Below are 15,682 nucleotides of genomic sequence, written 5' to 3'. Positions count from 1 at the left end.
CGCATGTTCACCTCACCCGGAGGTGTGCTTGAGGTCCGCCTGCTGGGAGGCGTGCTCGATCTCGATGAGCGACTCGCTGCGCAGGTGCGCCTCGTGCGCCGCCTTGCCACCGCGGACGCCGAAGAGGCGCTTGGTGACCACGATGTAGACGATGAGCCCGATGTTGATGAGCAGCGCGCCGATCCGGACGACGGTGATCTTCTCGCTCAGCTCGTAGATCTCGATGGGCAGCCCGAACGAGGTGGCGATCACCGCGAAGTACTCGCCCCAGCGCTTCAGCATCCAGAGCCCGACGGCCTCGATGATCTCGATCGCCGCGTACACCAGCAGCCCGATCGCGAGCCAGCGCAGTGTCGTCGCGTTCAGATCGAAGACGTGCCGGATCGACTCCACGACCTTGGAGTGGTCCAGGTCCCAGCCGACCTGGTCGGCGATCGGGCGCAGCAGCGGGATCTCCTTCTCGAAGATCCGCTGGACCGAGCCGCGGCTCTCGGCGAACCGCCACACCCCGTACGCCGCGACCAGCACGACGATGCCGCGGATGGCGCGCTCGACGGCGAAGAACCGCATGATGAACGCGTCCCGCAGCTCCTTGCCGCGCTTCACCAGCGGGGCCTTCTCCGCGGGTCCCGAGCCGTGCGGCTCCCCGTGCACGTACGTGCCGCAGCGCAGGCAGCGCCACGCCTCGCCGACCGGGGTGTCGACGTGCAGGTTGTGCCGCAGCGGCGGTTCGTCGGGCGCGTAGGTGATGTGCCCCTTGCGCGCGCAGGTCAGCAGGCTCCAGTCCACGGCGACACCTTAGAGCCAGGCGGTACGCGCGGTCACGAGATCGTTCCACTGCCCTGTCCCGGCGACGTCGCCGGGACCCGATGTGATCAGAGCCATACTCCTGTCAGAAACACCGGCAGGGTCCCGGTACGTTGGCCAGCCGTGGACATCGTGCGCATCCTCAGGTACGTCTCGATCGCCGAGGCGACCTCGTTCCTGCTGCTCCTGCTGGTGGCAATGCCGCTCAAGTACGGCGCGGACACCCCGCAGGCGGTTCAGGTCATGGGGCCGATCCACGGCGTCCTGTTCCTGGCGTACGTGGGCCTGGTCCTGATGGTCCGGGGGCAGCTGGGCTGGGACATCAAGCGCACCGTTCTCGCGCTCATCGCGGCCGTACTGCCGGTCGCCCCGTACTTCGTGGAGCGGTTCTGGCTGAAGCAGGCGCCTCAGCCCGAAGCGGTCCGCGCGTAAGGCTTCTGCATGGCCGCGGCGGGTCTGGGGGGTTCCGTCGTGGTCATGCAGAGGGTTACCTGAAAGCCCACCCGAGCCGATGAACGGCCGCCGCGTCAGGGCGAGGGGCGGGCGAAGTCGCGCGCGTTGAGCGCGCAGCGGTGGTAGTCGCGGTAGTGAACGCGCAGCCAGCCGCGCCGCTGCTCCTCGGTCCAGAGCCCGAACGCGCGCGCCGCGCGCAGGTCGGAGATCGCGGGCGGCTCCGCGCCGACCAGCCACGCGTCGATCAGTGAGCGGTACTGCGCCGCCGCGGGCTTCGGCACCGAACAGGCGCCGGGGTCCACGAGCTCGTTCCGGATCTGCCGGACGGCGTCGGCCTCGTAGCCGGGCTCCAGATCGCGCAGGTGGATCGACGCGACCCCGTGGACCAGCGTGGCCTCGGAGGTGTCGGGCCGCTGCTCCACCTTGGTGAACGCGCCCGGAGTGTCGTTCAGCCGGGCCGCGAGCGGGGTGGCGGCGTTCATCAGCGCCGGCAGCCCGTCTCGCAGCGCCGGATGAACGCACACGGTGATCGGCCACTCCCGGCAGGCCGAGTCGATCGCCACCGGGCCGACGGCCTGCCCGCCGGTGGACTCCAGCCGCAGGGTGGCGAACACGACGAGAGCGAGCGCGGCGGCGAGCGCCGCCGCGAGCAGGTGCCGCCGCGTCGTCCACCACGCGTACGCCAGGATCATCGCGGCCGTCAGCCCGGCCGACCAGAGCGTCTGGCTGAGCAGCACGCCGACCCGAAGGCCCGTGAACAGCTCGACCCGGTTGAGCGCCGCCGGGGGCAGCAGACTCACCCAGGACGTCGCCGGGACCCGCAGCGCCGACCACAGCCAGGTCGCCACGACGACCACGACGACGGTGGCGAGGCGCGGTACGAGGCGCCCCGCCAGATAGCCGGCGACCACGTGCATGACGAGCGCGGCCGCGCCCGCCAGCACGCCGGTCAGGTGCAGCGGTCCCGCCTCGTCCCGCAGGAACGTGCCGATCACCACGACGGCGCTGACCGCCGCGTACGCGATCAGCGCCGCCCCGCTGAGCAGCAGCATGTCCATGAACGCCCCGGTGGCCGGGGAGCGGGGAGTGAGGTCGCGCAGGTAGTCCAGGCGCCGCTCGCGGACCGCGGTCCAGGCCGCGAGCCCGGCCGCGAGCGGCCCCAGCAATCGCACCGAGTTCATCAGCGCGATCACCGAGTTGTCCCAGTAGGCGACCGGCGCCAGCGACACCCAGGCCACTGCCGCCCCGACCGCCGTGAGCAGCGGCACCGCGACGAGCAGCGCCGTGCGGCGGGCCTCCAGCCGGAGGACCCGCCCAAACTCAGACACCTGCGGTGCTTCCCGCGGGCAGTCGTTCCGCCCGGCCACGCGTACGGCGCCCACCAAGACTGTATTTCTTTGGCTCTCGCGGCCTCGAGTCCTCGCCTGGCGGCTCGGCCTCGAACCGCGAAAGCGGCGAGCGCGACATCGCTTCGCGATCTTCGCGGAAGGCATCGCCTTCGGCTCGCCTTCCGCTCAGGTGGCGCGCTCGCGGCGCGGGGCCGGCCGCCGCGAGCTCAGATCGAGGGGACGAAGCTGACGCCCCCCCTCGTACGGTCTGCCGGGGCAGGGCGGGCGAGCCGTCGGCGTCGTAGGCGGCGGTCTGGCGGCGATGGGTCGGCAGGTCGGTCAGCTTGCCGCGCGCCAGCGTGGTGACCCGGTCGCACCAGCCGGTCAGCGTCTCGGCCGCCGAGGCCGAGACCACGACGGTCGGCGCGAGCGCGCGGATCAGCGGCACGAGCTCGGCGACCGTGGCCGGATCGCCGGCCAGGTCCTCCAGCGGATCGTCCAGGATCACCAGCTCGGGCTCGTGCACGCAGGTCGCCGCGAGCCCGGCGCGCAGCCGGACGTCGGGCGGCAGCAGGCGCAGTTCCGTGCCGGCGGCCTCGTTCAGTTCGAGCCGTTTGAGGATGGAGCGGGCGGCCTCCGAACCCACCCGTTTGTAGTACGCCGCATAGGAAACGAACTCGCTCGCCGAGAGATTCTCGGCCCACGAGCAGCGGCCCGGCAGATAACCGATCCGGGCGCGCACGGAGCGCAGCCCGGACACATTCCCGATGTCCGCACCGAGAATCTCAAGCTCGCCGACATGTGGTCGGCGCAAGGTCGCGAACGTGGCCAGAAGAGTGGACTTGCCGACGCCGGACGGGCCGGCCACGCCGGCCACGCCCTCCGAGAACCGCAAGTCCACAGGGCGTAGGAGCCACCGCCCCCCGCGGCGAACACCCATCCCTTGGGCCACGATCGCGGAATGCTCCGCGATCACAATCTAACCCCCCGTGTTTGTGGCGATGCGCGCGTCAGGCCAGCAGCGGCCCGGTGACAGTTCCCCCCGTCACACAGTGTGCTTTTGCCATCACGCTCCGCATCGACATCGCGACTATAACCAGCCTTGGCGATCGCTGTCAGCCCTCTTTCTTCTCTCGCCCGGGAGCGCCCCGGATTCTTTGCCAAACGCCTTGGCGGGTGAATTCAGAGAATGGTCGGCTGTGTCCGAAAGCAGGGCGGCCGTCCGCTGGGAGCGGACGGGTGAGCGGCCGGGGGCGTCGATGGGGCAGGATGGACCCATGCCTTCTCGGGACTTTTCGTTGTACGGGGCCGTCGATCTCGGAGCCCGCCAGGCAGCCGCCAAGAAGCAGCAGGAGCGCCAGGCCGCCGCGGCGAACGCGCCGGCGGGCGCGGCGGGCGCCGGTGGCGCCGGTGCGGCTGGTCCCGCGGTCCTGGACGTCACCGACCAGAGCTTCAACGCCGACGTGGTGGAGCGCTCGCGCACCGTCCCGGTGCTGGTCGACTTCTGGGCCGAATGGTGCGGGCCGTGCAAGCAGCTCGGCCCGATCCTGGAGAAGCTGGCGGCCGAGGCGGCCGGCAAGTGGGTGCTCGCCAAGGTCGACATCGACGCCAACCCGCAGCTCGGCGCGTACATGCAGCAGATGGGCGTGCGCGGCATCCCGTTCGTCGCGGTGGTCGTCGCCGGGCAGCTCATGCCGTTCCTGAACGGTGCCGCGCCCGAGGCGCAGGTCCGCCAGGCCATCGACCAGCTTTTTGAGGCGCTGCGCCAGGAGGGCATCCTGCCCGAGGGCGAGCCCGGCGCGCCGGGCGAGGACGCCCCCGAGTCGGCGATGCCCGCGGTCGACCCGGTGTACCAGGAGGCCGAGGAGGCCCTGCAGTCCGGCGATCTGGACGCCGCCCAGGCCGCGTTCCAGCGCGTTCTGGACAAGAACCCGAACGACGACCAGGCCCAGCAGGGCTTGGCCCTCGTCGAGCTCAGCCAGCGCGTGCGCGGCCTGGAGGCCCAGCAGGCCCTCACCGACGCCGCCGCGAAGCCGGCCGACGTGACGGCCCAGCTGAACGCCGCCGACGTCGAGATGGTCTCCGGCCAGATCGAGGCCGCGTTCGACCGCCTGGTCGGCGCCGTGAAGCGCATGGCCGGCGACGACCGCGAGGCCGTCCGCAAGCGCCTGCTCCAGCTCTTCGAGCTTCTGCCCCCCGAGGACCCCCGCGTAGGCAAGGCCCGCCGGGCCCTGGCCTCCGCGCTGTTCTAACGGCGATCCGGGGCTTTTCCGGCGGTCTCGACCGCCGGTCCCGCGCATCTATCGCTTGGTCACGGGCATGAACGCGGTATGAGCGCGCGTGTGGTGACGATTTCGGCGACGTTCGGTGCGGGTGGCAGTACGGTCGGGCCCGCCGTGGCGGAACGGCTGGGGCTCCCGTTCATCGACCGTGCCGTGCCCGCCACCGTCGCCGCCGAGATCGGGTGCACGCTGGAGGAGGCGCTCGCCCACGACGGGCGTACCGAGAGCGGCATCGGGCGGATCCTGGCGGGCGCGGCGCGGCTGCCGAACGTGTCGCTCGCGGGCATGGACATCTACCTGCCGGACCGGACGATCCTGCCCGAGGAGGAGTTCGTCACCCGCACCGAGCAGGTGATCACCAGGGCCGTCGACGCCGACGGCGGCGTGCTGCTCGGACGCGCGGGCGCGGTCCTGCTCGCCGACCATCCCCACGCCCTCCACGTACGCCTGGACGGCGACCGGGAGCGGCGCCTGGAACGGGCGCGGACGGATCTCCAGGGTGCGGAGTCCGAGGCGGGCGCGGGTCCGGGGGAACCTCCAAACGCAGGGGCAACGCGGGAGACAGTGACGTCCCAGGGTGATCTGAAGCGTATGCTCGATGACAATGACCGCGCCCGGGCGGCCTACGTGAAGCACTTCTACGGGGCCGATCCCGCCGATCCGCGGCTCTACCACCTCGTCATCGACTCGACGAGGCTCCCCGGCGCGGCCGTCGTGGAGCTCGTCGTCGCCGCGGCCCGGGCGGTCTGAGCCCGGGCCGGCCGCGGTGCCCCATCGCCCCTGACGTGGGACGATGTGGGCGGGACAAGGACGTACCCCCGGTAGTAAAAGGGAGCCAACCGTGGCGAGCGTGCCCAGCGTTTCGTACTCCATCACCGTCCGGCTGGAGGTTCCGGCCGGCGGCAAGGCCGTCAGCCAGATCACCCACGTGGTCGAGAACGCCGGAGGCATCGTCACGGCGCTCGACGTCAACACCGCCGGCCACGAGAAGCTGCGCATCGACGTCACCATCGCCACCCGCGACACCGAGCACGCCGAGGCGATCGCCGCGGCGCTCGAGACGATCGACGACATCAGCATCCACAAGGTCAGCGACCGCACGTTCCTCATGCACCTCGGCGGCAAGATCGAGATGCAGTCCAAGGTGCCGCTGCGCAACCGCGACGAGCTGTCGATGGCCTACACGCCGGGCGTCGCGCGGGTCTCGCTGGCGATCGCGCGCAACCCCGAGGACGTGCGCCGGCTGACCATCAAGCGCAACAGCGTCGCGGTCGTGACCGACGGCTCGGCGGTGCTCGGGCTCGGCAACATCGGCCCGGAGGCCGCGCTGCCGGTCATGGAGGGCAAGGCGGCGCTGTTCAAGCGGTTCGCGGGCATCGACGCCTGGCCGATCTGCCTGGACACCCAGGACACCGACGAGATCGTGCGGACCGTGCAGATCCTGGCGCCCGCGTTCGGCGGCATCAACCTGGAGGACATCTCCGCGCCGCGCTGCTTCGAGGTCGAGCGGCGGCTGCGCGAGCTGCTGGACATCCCGGTGTTCCACGACGACCAGCACGGCACCGCGATCTGCGTGCTCGCCGCGCTGACCAACGCGCTGCGCGTGGTCGGCAAGGACATCGGCCAGGTCCGCATCGCGATGTCGGGCGCGGGCGCCGCGGGCAGCGCGATCCTGCGCCTGCTGCTGCACGCCGGCGCGCGCAACGTCGTCGTCTGCGACTTCTACGGCGCCGTTCACAAGGGCCGCGCGGACATGGACTCCTCGCTGCGCTGGATCGCCGACCACACCAACGCCGAGGGCTACTCCGGCGACCTGCGCGGCGCGGTGAAGGGCGCCGACGTGTTCGTCGGCGTCTCCGCGCCCGGCATCCTCAACGGCGACGACATCGCGACGATGGCGGGCGACGCGATCGTTTTCGCGCTCGCCAACCCCGAGCCCGAGGTCTCGCCCGACGAGGCCCGCGAGCACGCCGCCGTCGTCGCCACCGGCCGCAGCGACTACCCGAACCAGATCAACAACGTGCTGGCGTTCCCCGGCGTCTTCCGCGGCCTCCTGGACGCGCAGGCCGACGGCGTCGACCAGACGATGCTGCTGGCCGCCGCCAAGGCCCTCGCCGAGGTCGTCACCGACGGCGAGCTCGGCCCGAACTACATCGTTCCGAGCGTCTTCCACCCGGACGTCACCACGCGCGTCGCCGGTGCCGTCCGCGAGGCCGCAGGAGGCCGCCCCCGCACCGAGGCGTAGTCACCCACGCCGATCTTGCTCTCAGCGCCCTCTCCAGACCCCTGGGAGGGCGCTGAGAGCAAGATCGGCGTTGTTGTTCCTGTCAGTCGGAGGACTTCTTGGCGAAGATCTGGTCGCGGCGGCGCGGCCAGACGCCTCCGTACCAGAAGATGATCACGCCGGTGACCATCGCGGCGGCGCCGGTGAGGCCGCGCGCCCACAGCATGGTGTCGTCGGCGCCGGTGTGCGGCAGGCTCGACGGCGGATGCGTCGGGCTGTGCGTCGCGGTGGTCTTGCAGTTGGCGGTACGGGTCTTCACCAGGATCGGCTCGTTGTCCTGGGTGACCTGGATGCGGGTGGCGTGGTCCTCGCGCAGCGTCACGCTGTGCTCGCGGGTCGCGCCGGGCCCGACGGTGAACGGTTCGGCGGCCGAGCCGTCATTGCGCTCGATGGCGTAGTTGATGGTCGCCGACCCGGAGTTGCGGACCGTGACCTTCACCGTGCGCTCGGGGCACTTCACGCCGCCGATGGTCGCCGACAGCGGCTTCGGCGACGCGGTCGTGTGCGTGGCCGTCGGCGTCGGGGAGCCCTTGGACGGCGACGGGCTGGTGGTGGAAGCCGCGGGCGTGCTGGAGGCCTTCGACTCCCCGCCCGTGGTCTTCAGGATGGCAGGGATCGCGATCAGCGCTCCGATGACGAAGAACACGGCTGCGATGACGACCCTGGGCAACTGCATCGCGGTCCCTCCGGCTCACCGGTCGACACCAAGCACGGGCCTGGCGATCCTAGATCATTTTTCCCCGAGGCCCTTATTCTTCCGATATCCCCACCGATAGGAATGCGTAACAGGTTAACGAGTGGGGGGACGTGCCGCCGGGGGACTGGGCAACGCATCATGGAACGCATGGAAGACGGCATCAGGGTGGGGTTGCTTCTCGTGGCGACTCCCCAGCTCGACGACCCCAACTTCAAGCGAAGTGTGGTCCTGGTGGTCGAGCACGACCTCGAGGGAGGGACCCTGGGCGTCGTCCTCAACCGGCCGACGGAGGTTCCCGTCGACCGGGTCCTGCCGCCCTGGGCCGAGCTCGTGACCGGCCCGTCCGTCGTCTTCCAGGGCGGCCCGGTGGCGCTCGACAACGCGCTCGCGCTGGCCCGCCTCCCGGGGGAGGACGAGCCGCTCGGCTGGCGCGCCCTGGACGGCGACTCCGAGGTCGCCAGGGTGGGCCTGGTGGACCTGGACGCCCCTCCCGGGCTGCTCGCCGCCGAGCTGCTGCAGCTGCGCGTGTTCGCCGGCTACGCGGGCTGGTCGGCTGGCCAGCTCCGGTCAGAGATCGAAGAGGGCGAGTGGTACCTGGTGCCGGCCGAGCCGGGCGACGTCTTCGCCGCGGATCCGGAACGGCTGTGGCAGGAGGTCCTGCGCAGGCAGGGCGGCGACCTGGCGTTCGTCTCCACTTTCCCCGACGACCCGACGCTGAACTAAGGTGATGCTGTGAGTACGAAGATCCTGCCCGAGGGCGACACACAGACAGACGTACGCCCGGATCTGTCGCACGGGGACGGCGACCATGAGCGGTTCGCCCACTACGTGAAGAAGGCCAAGATCACCGAGAGCGCCGTGAGCGGCTCGCCGGTGGTGGCGCTGTGCGGCAAGGTCTGGGTGCCCAACCGGGACCCGAAGAAGTTCCCGGTCTGCCCGGAGTGCAAGGAGATCTACGAGTCGATGCAGGCCGGCAAGGGCGGCAAGGACGAATAACGGCCCGCCGGCTGGGCACCACTCTTTCGTGATCTTGTTCGTGGCCGGGTGGCCGCCGAGGTGGCGGCCGCCCGCCGCGTTTCTACGTACGGGGAGCCATGGGGCGGGGCATCGGGGTTCTGCTGTGCGCACTGTCGGTCACGGTGTGTACGGCATCGGGTACGGCGAGTTTCGGCACGGCCTTCGGGGGAGGGACCGCAAAGCGGCGTGAGCACACCGCCGCCGAGCACCCCACCACTGCGAAGGCCACGTGCGCCAAGCAAGGTGGAAACGTTTCCACGTCCGCGTCCGTAGCCAGGTCGGCTCGGGGGGATGGGGGCGCGACTCGGGATGCGCATGATCTGACTCGGAGTGAGGTCGTGCGGATGCTGGACGAGCTGCGCGGGCGGCTGCGGGAGCGGTACGGGACCGACGATGAGAGGTTGCTGGACGCCCGGCAGCGCCGGGCCGGGGGGATCGTGGTGCCGGTGCGGTTCCACGTGATCTCGGACGGGGACACCGGGCGGCTGTCGGAGGCGGCGGCGCGGCAGCAGATCGCGACGCTGAACGCGGCGTACGGCGGCAAGACCGGCGGCGCGGACACCGGCGTCACCTTCGAGCTGCAGAAGTATGGCGTGACCGACAACGCGGACTGGTTCCACACGCCGCAGAAGTTCGAGCGGGATATGAAGGACGCGCTGCGCCGGGGCGGGCCGGGAACGCTCAACCTCTACAGTGCGGCGGTGGGTTCCGATGTGCTCGGGTTCTCGACGTTCCCGCAGTGGTATCGGAAGAAGCCGGTGACCGATGGTGTCGTCATCGACTACCGGAGCGTGCCGGGCGGGCCTTATCGGCACTTCAACCTCGGCTACACGGCGGTGCATGAGATCGGGCACTGGCTGGGGCTGTTCCACACGTTCGAGAACGGGTGCGAGGAGCCGGGCGACGGAGTGGCCGACACCCCCGCCGAGGCGGTTCCGGCCGAGGGCTGTCCCTGGCTGAAGGACACCTGCCCGCAACCGGGTTCGGACCCGGTCCACAACTTCATGAACTACGGATGGGACGACTGCATGCGAGAGTTCACTCCTGGTCAGGGGCGGCGCGTCAGGGCCACGTGGGCGGCCTATCGGGCCGCCGGGGCGAGTGGAGAGCGTGCTCACATCCGGCGCAGCGGGGCGCGTTATGTCGGTGAGGCTCGGTAGCCTTCGATGACCGTGAGCACTTTCGCCGCATCGAGCATGCCCCCAGCCTTCCCCGAGCGGGCCGCCTGGGGCACCGCGCAATCCCTGCGCGCCTGGCAGCAGCAGGCGCTGGAGGGCTACTTCGGGCCCAAGGGGGAGGACCCCGGTCCGCGCGACTTCCTGACCGTCGCGACGCCGGGCGCCGGCAAGACCACGTTCGCGCTGCGGCTGGCGCGCGAGCTGCTGGAGCGCCGGATCATCCAGGGCCTGACGGTGGTGTGCCCGACCGAGCACCTGAAGCGGCAGTGGGCCGAGTCGGCGGCGCGGGTCGGCATCAAGATCGACCCCGAGTTCCAGAACGCGCAGGGCCGGGTCGGCAAGGACTTCGACGGCGTCGCGGTGACGTACGCGACGGTGGCCGCGCGCCCGGCGCTGCACCGCAACCGCACCGAGGCGCGCAAGACCCTGATCATCTTCGACGAGGTGCATCACGCGGGCGACGGGCTGTCGTGGGGCGACGCGGTGCGCGAGGCGTTCGAGCCCGCGACGCGGCGGCTGGCGCTGTCGGGCACGCCGTTCCGCACCGACATCAACCCGATCCCGTTCGTGGAGTACGAGGAGGGCCCGGACGGCATCCGCCGCAGCCGCGCCGACTACACCTACGGCTACGGCCCGGCGCTCGCCGACGGCGTCGTCCGGCCGGTGATCTTCTTGGCGTACTCCGGCGAGATGCGCTGGCGTACGCGGGCGGGCGACGAGCTGGCCGCGACGCTCGGCGAGCCGCTCACCCAGGACCAGACCGCGCAGGCCTGGCGCGCGGCGCTGGACCCGAAGGGCAACTGGATCAAGCAGGTGCTGGCCGCGGCCGACAAGCGCCTCACCGAGTTGCGCCGCGCCATCCCGGACGCCGGCGGCCTGGTGATCGCCACCGACCACGAGTCGGCGCGCGCGTACGCGGGGATGCTGCGGGCGGTGACGGGGCAGGGCGCGACCATTGTGCTGTCGGACGACCCGACCGCGTCCAAGAAGATCAAGACGTTCAGCGAGACCGAGGACCGCTGGATGGTCGCGGTCCGGATGGTGTCCGAGGGCGTCGACATTCCGCGGCTGGCGGTCGGGGTGTACGCGACCTCGACCAGCACGCCGCTGTTCTTCGCGCAGGCGATCGGCCGTTTCGTGCGTGCGCGCAAGCGCGGTGAGACCGCGTCGGTGTTCCTGCCGTCGGTGCCGACGCTGATGGGGCACGCGAACGAGATGGAGGTCGAGCGCGACCACGTGCTCGACCGGCCCGTGCGCGAGGACGGCCTGGACGACGACCTGCTGGAGCAGGCCAACCGCAGGCAGGACAATCCGGACGTCGGCGAGGAGCTGCCGTTCGAGACCGTCGAGGCGTCCGCCACGTTCGACCGGGTGCTCTATGACGGCGGCGAGTTCGGCATGCAGGCCGAGCACGGCTCCGCCGAGGAGGAGGAGTTCCTCGGCATCCCGGGGCTGCTGGAGCCCGAGCAGGTGACCGCGCTGCTGCGCAAGCGGCAGGCCGAGCAGATCGCCAACGACCGCAAGCGCAAGAAGACCGGCGACCCGCGCGAGGACCGCGCCGACCGTACGGCCGCCGAGGACATCGCGGCGCTGCGCAAGGAGCTGAACGGCCTGGTCGGCGCGTGGAACCACCGCACCGGCAAGCCGCACGGCGTCATCCACACCGAGCTGCGGGCCAGCTGCGGCGGCCCGCCGATCGCGCAGGCCTCCGCCGAGGACGTCAAGAAGCGGATCGGCAAGATCCGCGAGTGGGCGGCGCGCCGCCGCTGAAGCTCGGCCGGGCGGTCAGACGTTCAGGTCGAGGCCCTTGAGGATGAGCTCGACGGTCTCCTCGGGCGTTCCGTTCACCGGGACGCTCAGGATGTGCTCGTCGGGCTCGGGCAGCTCCAGCGCCTCGAACTGGGTGTCCAGCATCTCGACCTTGAAGAAGTGGCCGGGCCGGATGCGCATCCGCTCGGCGATGAGGTCGCGGTCGCCGTCCAGGTAGACGCCCTTGACGTCGGGACGGCCGTTCAGCAGCACCTGGTCGCGGTAGCGGCGGCGCAGCGCCGAGCACGACACCACGCCGGGTGTGCCGTGCTCCAGGTGATCGGTGACCCACTGTGCGATGGCGCCCAGCCAGGGCGCGCGGTCGACGTCGGTCAGGGGCTGCCCGGCCGCCATCTTCTCGATGTTGGCCTTCGGGTGGAAATGGTCGGCGTCGGCGTACTCCCAGCCGAGGCGTCGGCCGAGCAGCTCGCCGATCGTGGTCTTGCCGCTGCCGGACACGCCCATGATCACGATGACGGTCACGCAGATCACCTACCCGCGATCATTGGAGGGATGCAGGACACCGGGACGCAGGACACCGGGATGCGGGACACCGGGATGCGGGACACCGGGATGCGGGACACCGGGATGCGGGACACCGGCGTCAGGGCTGGACCACGGGCTCGCCGGAGAGCTGCACGCCCGCGCCGCGCAGCTCGTCCATGGCCCGTCCGGTGGTGTCCTTGGCCACGCCCGCGGTCAGCTCCAGCAGGACGGTCGTGCGCAGCCCGAGGCGGGCCGCGTCCACCGCGGTCGCCCGTACGCAGTGGTCGGTCGCGATGCCGACGACGTCGACCGCGTCCACGCCGCGCTCGCGCAGCCAGTCGCCGAGCAGGACGTCGTCGTCGGACACGCCCTCGAAGCCGCTGTAGGCGGCGGTCTCGCGGCCCTTGCTGAACACGGTCTCGATCGGGGCGAGCCGCAGGTTGGCGTGGAAGTCGGCGCCCGGCGTGCCGATCACGCAGTGCGGCGGCCAGGTGTCCACGAAGTCCGGCGTCTCGGAGAAGTGCTCGCCCGGGTCGAGGTGGAAGTCCCGGGTGGCCACGATGTGGTCGTAGCCGGTACGGCGCTCGTCGACGTACTCCGAGATCAGCGTCGCCACGTCGGCGCCGCCGCCGACGGCCAGCGAGCCGCCCTCGCAGAAGTCGTTCTGCACATCAACGATGATCAAGGCCTTGCCCATGATCGCTCCTCGATCCGGTTCCCCCGTATGTCCCCAGACACGGGCGACGCTATCCCAACCGGCGGTGGCTCTATCGGCGCGGGCCGCCGTTGACGAAGTCGGTCGGGATGGCGGGCTCTCCCCTGGACAGCTGCAGGGCGGTCGCAGGAAGCTCCCGTACGGCCGCGACGTGGCGTTCCCGGGCCTCCTCCAGCCGCTCCCGCCCCACGACCTCTCCGGCCCGTACGAGCGGCACCTGGAGGACGCGGTCGCGCTTGCCCGGCGTGGGCTCGCCCGTGGTGACCTCCTCGGTGTGGGCCGTTCCGTGGCCGTCGACGCGGCGCACGGCGGCCTTGCGCCCGCCCCGGCTGGGCTTGCCCGTGGAACGCTTGGCGACCGGCCGCATGGGCGCGCCCTCCTCGGGGCCGTCCGCCCGCGCCACCAGCTTGTAGACCAGCGACGCGGTGGGCGCCCCGGAGCCGGTCACCAGGGACGTGCCGACGCCGTAGCCGTTCACAGGCGCCGCTGCCAGGGCCGCGATGCCGTACTCGTCCAGGTCCCCGGTCACCACGATGCGGGTGTCGTGGGCGCCCAGGGAGTCCAGCTGCGCCCGTACGCGGCGCGCCATGACCCCCAGGTCGCCGCTGTCGATCCGTACGGCCCCCAGGGCGGGACCGGCGAGCTCCACGGCCGTCGTGACCGCTCGTTCGACGTCGTAGGTGTCCACCAGCAGCGTGGTGCTCTCGCCCAGCGAGTCGAGCTGGGCCTGGAAGGCGTGCCGCTCGCTGTCGTGCAGCAGGGTGAACGAGTGGGCGCTGGTGCCCGCGGTGGGGACGCCGTAGCTGCGCCCCGCCTCCAGGTTGGAGGTGGTCGCGAAGCCGCAGATGTAGGCGGCGCGGGCGGCGGCGACGGCGGCCTGCTCGTGGGCGCGGCGCGAGCCCATCTCGATCAGCGGGCGGTCGCCGGCGGCCATGGCCATCCGGGACGCGGCCGAGGCGATCGCGCAATCGTGGTTGAGGATCGACAGGGCGAGGGTCTCCAGCAGGACGGCCTCGGCGAACGTGCCTTCCACCACCAGAATCGGCGAGTTCGGGAAATAACAATCGCCCTCGGCGTATCCCCAGATGTTCCCGGAGAATCGGTACTTTTCCAGCCATTCCGCCGTGGGCTCGTCCACGATCCCGTGCTCGTTCAGGAACTCCAGCTCCGGCCCCTCGAACCGGAACGCCTCGATCGCGTCCAGCAGCCGTCCCGTACCGGCTACGACGCCGTAGCGGCGGCCCGCCGGGAGCTGCCGCGCGAACACCTCGAAGACCGCTCTGCGGTCGGCCGTGCCGCTGCGCAGCGCCGCCTGCAGCATGGTCAGTTCGTACTGGTCGGTGAGCAGTGCGGTGCGGTAACCAAGGTCCACAAGTGGAACCTTAAGGCCCGGTGTGTGCACCATGGACGGGCAGGGCGGCGCGCGCCCACCGGGCGAGGCGAATAGCATCGGACGTGGTGGGCGGATCGGACCTGACGGGGAACGCCCCCGTGGGGAGAAGGGGAAAACGCGGCGAGATGAGCACCTCACCTGCGCCGGTTGAGCTGGAACGGCCGGACACCGAAGAGAGCACGAGCGCGGACAGACCGTGGCTGGCGATCGTCTGGAACGACCCGATCAACCTGATGTCCTATGTCACGTACGTGTTCCAGACGGTCTTCGCCTATCCCAAGGCCAAGGCCGAGAAGCTGATGCTCGACGTGCACCACAAGGGCCGCGCGGTCGTGGCCAACGGGACCCGCGAGGAGATGGAGCGGGACGTCGAGATCCTGCACTCCTACGGCCTGTGGGCGACCGTGAGACGCGACGACTGACCGAGCGGACTGCCGAGGATCACTGAGTGAGCACCGTCAAGAAGACGCGCAAGGGCCTCACGCTCCGGCTGGAGCCCGAGGAGGCCGCGCTGGTCCGGGCGCTGATGGAGCAGCTGCTGTCGCTGCTCGGCGAGCCGCCGGGCCCCGATGACGAGCTGGCCGCCCTGGGGATCGCCGACGACGCCTCCAAGTCCGACGACCCCGTGCTGGCCCGGCTGTTCCCCGACGCCTACGCCGACGACGGCGAGGCGGCGGGCGAGTTCCGGCGCTACACCGAGATGGGCCTGCGCGAGGGCAAGCGCGAGGCCGCCGACACCGTGCTGGACACCCTGAAGGGCGTCAGCGACGCGGGCCTGGACACCGTCCTGGACGACGAGCAGGCGCAGTGCTGGCTGAAGGCGCTGAACGACGTGCGCCTGGCGCTCGGAACCCGGCTCGACATCTCCGAGGAGTGGTACGAGCAGGCCGCCGAGATGGACCCGAACGATCCGCGGATGGCGATGTTCGCTGCCTACGACTGGCTCACCATGCTCCAGGAGAGCCTCGTCCGCGCTGTTTTTTAGGAGCTTTTCGGCCTCGGGGTCTCGCCTGGCGGCTCGACCCCGAACCGCCAAGCGTGCGAGCGCGACACGGCTTCGCCGTCTTCGCGGGCGACTCCGCCTTCGGCTCGTCGCCCGCTCAGGTAGCGCGCTCGCGTGCGTGGCCGGGGTCTCGCGTGCGTGGCCGGGGTTCCGGATGACCGGCTGCGGCCGTCGTCCATGACCCTTACGCAATGTCGGCACCCGGCCGCGTTCAGTGTTCTACGTTGGAG

General features: G+C 71.0%; 17 protein-coding genes. 10 read left to right on the top strand and 7 right to left on the bottom strand.

What is annotated here, in order from left to right; all coding sequences use genetic code 11:
• Positions 1-12 precede the first annotated feature (12 nt).
• On the bottom strand, positions 13-789 hold the full coding sequence (locus J4573_RS13540) for a DUF2127 domain-containing protein (protein WP_208255779.1): 777 nt from the start codon (positions 787-789) through the stop codon (positions 13-15).
• Positions 790-930: 141 nt separating this feature from the next.
• On the opposite strand from J4573_RS13540, the gene J4573_RS56060 reads away from it, so the two are divergent.
• The gene (locus J4573_RS56060; protein ID WP_208255778.1) at positions 931-1,239 is read left to right on the top strand and encodes a DUF3817 domain-containing protein; all 309 of its coding nucleotides are present in this window, start codon (positions 931-933) and stop codon (positions 1,237-1,239) included.
• A gap of 95 nt (positions 1,240-1,334) precedes the next feature.
• On the opposite strand, the gene J4573_RS13530 is transcribed toward J4573_RS56060, so the two are convergent.
• Together J4573_RS13530 and J4573_RS13525 are read right to left on the bottom strand one after the other, a co-directional pair.
• Positions 1,335-2,588 carry a hypothetical protein gene (locus tag J4573_RS13530; protein ID WP_208255777.1) on the bottom strand — a complete coding sequence of 418 codons (1,254 nt, stop codon included), beginning with the start codon at positions 2,586-2,588 and terminating at the stop codon, positions 1,335-1,337.
• Positions 2,581-3,489, bottom strand: coding sequence for an ATP-binding cassette domain-containing protein (locus tag J4573_RS13525; protein WP_307796616.1), 909 nt, complete (start codon positions 3,487-3,489; stop codon positions 2,581-2,583). Before J4573_RS13525 ends, J4573_RS13530 begins: the two co-directional genes overlap by 8 nt.
• 376 nt (positions 3,490-3,865) lie before the next feature.
• On the opposite strand from J4573_RS13525, the gene J4573_RS13520 reads away from it, so the two are divergent.
• From J4573_RS13520 to J4573_RS13510, 3 genes are all read left to right on the top strand, one after another.
• The gene (locus tag J4573_RS13520) at positions 3,866-4,840 is read left to right on the top strand and encodes a tetratricopeptide repeat protein (protein WP_243772950.1); all 975 of its coding nucleotides are present in this window, start codon (positions 3,866-3,868) and stop codon (positions 4,838-4,840) included.
• A 78-nt stretch (positions 4,841-4,918) separates the two neighbouring features.
• Positions 4,919-5,620: a cytidylate kinase-like family protein gene (locus J4573_RS13515; RefSeq protein WP_208255775.1), complete on the top strand. Its 702-nt coding sequence runs from the start codon at positions 4,919-4,921 to the stop codon at positions 5,618-5,620.
• 91 nt (positions 5,621-5,711) lie between these two features.
• Positions 5,712-7,115 carry an NAD-dependent malic enzyme gene (locus tag J4573_RS13510; protein WP_208255774.1) on the top strand — a complete coding sequence of 468 codons (1,404 nt, stop codon included), beginning with the start codon at positions 5,712-5,714 and terminating at the stop codon, positions 7,113-7,115.
• An 82-nt stretch (positions 7,116-7,197) separates the two neighbouring features.
• Here the strand turns inward: J4573_RS13510 and J4573_RS13505 are convergent, their stop codons facing one another.
• Positions 7,198-7,830, bottom strand: coding sequence for a phospholipase domain-containing protein (locus tag J4573_RS13505; RefSeq protein WP_208255773.1), 633 nt, complete (start codon positions 7,828-7,830; stop codon positions 7,198-7,200).
• A gap of 168 nt (positions 7,831-7,998) precedes the next feature.
• On the opposite strand from J4573_RS13505, the gene J4573_RS13500 reads away from it, so the two are divergent.
• From J4573_RS13500 to J4573_RS13485, 4 genes are all read left to right on the top strand, one after another.
• Positions 7,999-8,574: a YqgE/AlgH family protein gene (locus tag J4573_RS13500; protein WP_208255772.1), complete on the top strand. Its 576-nt coding sequence runs from the start codon at positions 7,999-8,001 to the stop codon at positions 8,572-8,574.
• Positions 8,575-8,583: 9 nt separating this feature from the next.
• Positions 8,584-8,847, top strand: a complete 264-nt coding sequence (locus J4573_RS13495) for a DUF3039 domain-containing protein (protein WP_208255771.1) — start codon at positions 8,584-8,586, stop codon at positions 8,845-8,847.
• Positions 8,848-9,212: 365 nt separating this feature from the next.
• The gene (locus J4573_RS13490) at positions 9,213-10,028 is read left to right on the top strand and encodes a zinc metalloprotease (RefSeq protein ID WP_208256120.1); all 816 of its coding nucleotides are present in this window, start codon (positions 9,213-9,215) and stop codon (positions 10,026-10,028) included.
• A 36-nt stretch (positions 10,029-10,064) separates the two neighbouring features.
• Entirely contained in the window at positions 10,065-11,816 is a 1,752-nt protein-coding gene (locus tag J4573_RS13485; RefSeq protein WP_208256119.1) for a DEAD/DEAH box helicase, read from the top strand.
• A gap of 15 nt (positions 11,817-11,831) precedes the next feature.
• Here J4573_RS13485 and J4573_RS13480 read toward each other — a convergent pair whose 3' ends face one another.
• From J4573_RS13480 to J4573_RS13470, 3 genes are all read right to left on the bottom strand, one after another.
• Positions 11,832-12,338: a gluconokinase gene (locus J4573_RS13480; RefSeq protein WP_307796615.1), complete on the bottom strand. Its 507-nt coding sequence runs from the start codon at positions 12,336-12,338 to the stop codon at positions 11,832-11,834.
• A 121-nt stretch (positions 12,339-12,459) separates the two neighbouring features.
• On the bottom strand, positions 12,460-13,038 hold the full coding sequence (locus J4573_RS13475) for an isochorismatase family protein (RefSeq protein WP_208255770.1): 579 nt from the start codon (positions 13,036-13,038) through the stop codon (positions 12,460-12,462).
• 70 nt (positions 13,039-13,108) lie between these two features.
• Positions 13,109-14,461, bottom strand: a complete 1,353-nt coding sequence (locus tag J4573_RS13470) for a nicotinate phosphoribosyltransferase (RefSeq protein ID WP_208255769.1) — start codon at positions 14,459-14,461, stop codon at positions 13,109-13,111.
• Positions 14,462-14,574: 113 nt separating this feature from the next.
• On the opposite strand from J4573_RS13470, the gene clpS reads away from it, so the two are divergent.
• Positions 14,575-14,871: an ATP-dependent Clp protease adapter ClpS gene (clpS, locus tag J4573_RS13465; RefSeq protein WP_208255768.1), complete on the top strand. Its 297-nt coding sequence runs from the start codon at positions 14,575-14,577 to the stop codon at positions 14,869-14,871.
• A gap of 26 nt (positions 14,872-14,897) precedes the next feature.
• On the top strand, positions 14,898-15,434 hold the full coding sequence (locus J4573_RS13460) for a DUF2017 domain-containing protein (RefSeq protein WP_208255767.1): 537 nt from the start codon (positions 14,898-14,900) through the stop codon (positions 15,432-15,434).
• The last annotated feature ends 248 nt before the right edge of the window (positions 15,435-15,682 follow it).

This window comes from Actinomadura barringtoniae (assembly GCF_017573505.1).
Lineage (GTDB): Bacteria > Actinomycetota > Actinomycetes > Streptosporangiales > Streptosporangiaceae > Spirillospora > Spirillospora barringtoniae.
This window is presented reverse-complemented; position numbering and strand designations above follow the sequence as displayed.